At 73.4% G+C, this 3,296-nt stretch carries 3 protein-coding genes; all 3 read right to left on the bottom strand.

Annotated features, from left to right (window positions below; genetic code table 11):
- Positions 1-194: 194 nt before the first annotated feature.
- Positions 195-1,280, bottom strand: coding sequence for a Zn-dependent alcohol dehydrogenase (locus AOK23_RS30965; protein ID WP_055715884.1), 1,086 nt, complete (start codon positions 1,278-1,280; stop codon positions 195-197).
- Positions 1,281-1,388: 108 nt separating this feature from the next.
- The gene (locus AOK23_RS30960) at positions 1,389-2,777 is read right to left on the bottom strand and encodes an aldehyde dehydrogenase family protein (RefSeq protein WP_055715883.1); all 1,389 of its coding nucleotides are present in this window, start codon (positions 2,775-2,777) and stop codon (positions 1,389-1,391) included.
- A gap of 111 nt (positions 2,778-2,888) precedes the next feature.
- Positions 2,889-3,296: DUF3574 domain-containing protein (locus tag AOK23_RS30955; protein ID WP_055715882.1), on the bottom strand; the 408-nt coding region annotated here is incomplete at its 5' end.

Raw genomic sequence — 3,296 nt, 5'->3', positions numbered from 1 at the left:
ATGGCTCGGGGGTGCGCGTGGGTGTGGCGGGTGCGGATGCGTTGTGGTTTCTCGCGCCGTTCCCCGCGCCCCTGAAGGCATGGGCCTACGGCCCGGCCTTCATCGGAAAAGCACGGGGCCGCAGGCCCCTGCTTTTCCAGGGGCGCGGGGAACGGCGCGAGCAACCCCCACGCACCCGCACGTACGTACGTCGGTCAGAACGTCACCACCGCCCGGCCGCCCTTGCCCGCGCGCATGTTGTCGAAGGCTGCCGGGATGTCGTCCAACGAGATGCGGTCCGTGACCAGTGTGCCGAGGTCGAGGCGGCCGGCCCGGACGTGGTCGGCCAGGACCGGCAGGTCCCGGGTCGGGTCGGAGTTGCCGTACACGCAGCCGGACAGGGTGCGGCCCCAGTGGAAGATCTCCAGCGCGTTGAAGGTGACCTGCTGCTCCTTGCCGCCGATCCCCACGACCGTCGTGCGCCCGCCCCGCCGCGTGGACTCCCAGGCCGTACGGATCGTCACCGCCCGCCCCACGCACTCCACGGCGACATCGACCCCCTGCTTCCCGGTCAGCCCCCGGATCTCGCGGGCCGTGTCCTCGGAGGCCACGACGAAGTCCGTGGCCCCGGCCGCCCGCGCCAGCTCCTCCTTCGCCGGGGAGACGTCCACCGCCACGATGCGCGACGCGCCCGCGATCCGCGCCGCCTGGAGCGCCGCGAGGCCCACTCCGCCCACGCCGAACACCGCGACGGTCTCGCCCTCCCGCACCCGCGCCGAGTGGTGCACCGCCCCGTACCCGGTCAGGACGGCGCAGCCGAGGAGCGCCGCGTCGGTGAGCGGAATGCCGTCCGGGGCGGGGAGCACGCACCCTGCGGCCACCACCGTCTCCTCCGCGAACGCGGCCACGTTCAGGCCGGGGTGGAGGTCCGTGCCGTCGGAGGCGCGCCGTGCGTACACGTCGCCCACACCGGCCAGCGCGTTCGCGCACAGCCACACCTCTCCGAGCGAGCAGGCGTGGCAACTTCCGCAGGACGGGGCCCAGTTGAGGACGACCCCGGCGCCGGGCGAGACATGGGTGACGCCCTCCCCCACGGCCAGTACCGTCCCCGCGCCCTCGTGGCCCAGCACGGCGGGCACCGGCACCCGCATCGTCCCGTCGGACAGCGACAGGTCGGAGTGACAGACCCCGGCGGCGGCGAGCCGCACCCGGACCTGGCCGGGCCCGGGCTCCGGCAGCTCGATCTCGGCGATCTCCAACGGCGCCCCGACAGCGGGCAGTACGGCGGCTCGAACAGTCATGACGGAACGACTCTCCTTGGGCAAGGGCAGCGGGCAGGCGCTGAGGCTGGGCCATGGGGCTGGGCAGGGGGCAGGGGCGGCGGCCAAGCAGGCGGCGTCAGAAGGGCCTTAGAACTGGAGGGACTTGGTCTGGAGGTATTCGGCCAGGCCATGGGCGCCCAGTTCACGGCCCACCCCCGACTGCTTGTAGCCCCCGAAGGGTGCCCGCGGGTTGAAGCGGCCGCCGTTGATGTCGACCTGGCCGGTGTCCATGCGGCGGGCGAAGGCGACCGCCTCGGCCTCGTCGGCGGCCCAGACGGCACCGGCGAGCCCGTACACCGTGCCGTTGGCGATGCGCAGGGCGTCCTCCTCGTCCTCGTAGCGGAGGACGGACAGCACGGGGCCGAAGATCTCCTCCTGGGCGACGGTCATCTCGGGGGTCACGTCGGCCAGGACGGTGGGGCTCACGAAGTAGCCCTGCTCGCGCGGGGATTCGGGGCCGCCGGCGGCCAGCCTCGCGCCCTCGGCGAGGCCCTTCTCGATGTATCCGCGCACCCGGTCCCGCTGCTTGGCGTTGACCAGCGGCCCGAGGCGCTCCCCGTACTTCGCGGCGGCGGTCGCGGCCAGCTCGACCGCCTCCTCGTACTGGGAGGCGTGCACCAGCATCCGGGTCCAGGCGCTGCACGTCTGGCCCGAGTTGGACATGACGTTGGCGACGCCGACGTTGACGGCCTTGGCGAGGTCGGCGCTCGGGAGGATGACGTTGGCGGACTTGCCGCCGAGTTCCAGGGCCACCCGCTTGATCGCCGCGCCCGCGGTGGCGCCGATGCCGCGGCCGACGGCCGTCGAGCCGGTGAAGGACACCATGTCGACGCCGTCGTGCGCGGCGAGGGCCTGCCCGGCGACCGCGCCGAGACCGGTGACCAGGTTGAACACCCCTGCCGGCACCCCCGCCTCGTGCACGGCCTCCGCGAACAGCTGGGCGACGAGCGGGGTGTCCTCGGCGGGCTTCAGGACGACCGTGCAGCCCGCCGCGAGCGCCGGGGCGACCTTGGCGACGATCTGGTGCAGGGGGTAGTTCCAGGGGGTGATCGCGCCGACGACGCCGATGGGCTCGTGGAACACGGTCGAATTTCCGACCCTCTCCTCGAAGGCGTGCGTGGCGGCCAGGTCGGCGTACGAGCCCGCGACCGTGATCGGCAGGTCGGCGTGCACCTTCTGGGAGAACGGCAGCGGCGAGCCGAGCTCCGCCGTCACCGTCTCGGCGATCTCCTCCCGGCGCGCGGCGAGCGCGTCCCGCAGCGCGCCGATCACCGCGCCGCGCTCGGCGGGTGGCGTGGCGGCCCAGCCCGGCAGGGCCGCCCGTGCGGCGCGTACGGCGGCGTCGACGTCCTCGGCGGTGCCGGCGGGGACCCGGCCGATCACCTGCTCGTCGACCGGGTTGACCACCTCGATCGTGTCGGTGCCGGCGGCGGGCCGCCAGTCGCCGCCGATGTACATGCCGTCGTGTGCCTTCATCGTGGTGCCTTCCGCTGCGCCGCCGAGTGGTCCGCACCAAAAACTAGCTCTGATAGTTTTCCGGCACCAGAGCGGCGGGCTGTGACGAGCGCCCCGTCCGGAGGGGCCGCCTCAGAAGTCGACGCGTGTGCGGTCGTCCACCCTGGCCACCGCCTCCTGGCCGAAGGCCTTCCGGTAGTCGACGCGGATCTCCTCGATCTTCCGGTCGCTGGCGGCGACGGCCGACACCGGGTACAGCAGAGTCAGCTCGTACGACCGTTCCGTCTCGATGACGCCGTTCGCGTCCCGCCACTGGCCGCGCCCCTGCTGCACGGTGAGCCCGTCGGGGAAGCCGGGTGTGACCTCCTGGTCGACGAAGTCCATGAACTCCTCGTCGGTGACGGCCGGTCCGCCGTCGGGCCGCTCCGTGCCGAAGAACAGCCGGGTCTCGATGTACGGGGCGCCGCGCCCGGGCGCCATGACGGGGCCGGAGGAGACGTCGTCGGCGAGGGTGGCGTACGCCGTCGGGGCCCCGACGGC

This window comes from Streptomyces torulosus (assembly GCF_001419765.1).
Taxonomy (GTDB): domain Bacteria; phylum Actinomycetota; class Actinomycetes; order Streptomycetales; family Streptomycetaceae; genus Streptomyces; species Streptomyces torulosus.
This window is presented reverse-complemented; position numbering and strand designations above follow the sequence as displayed.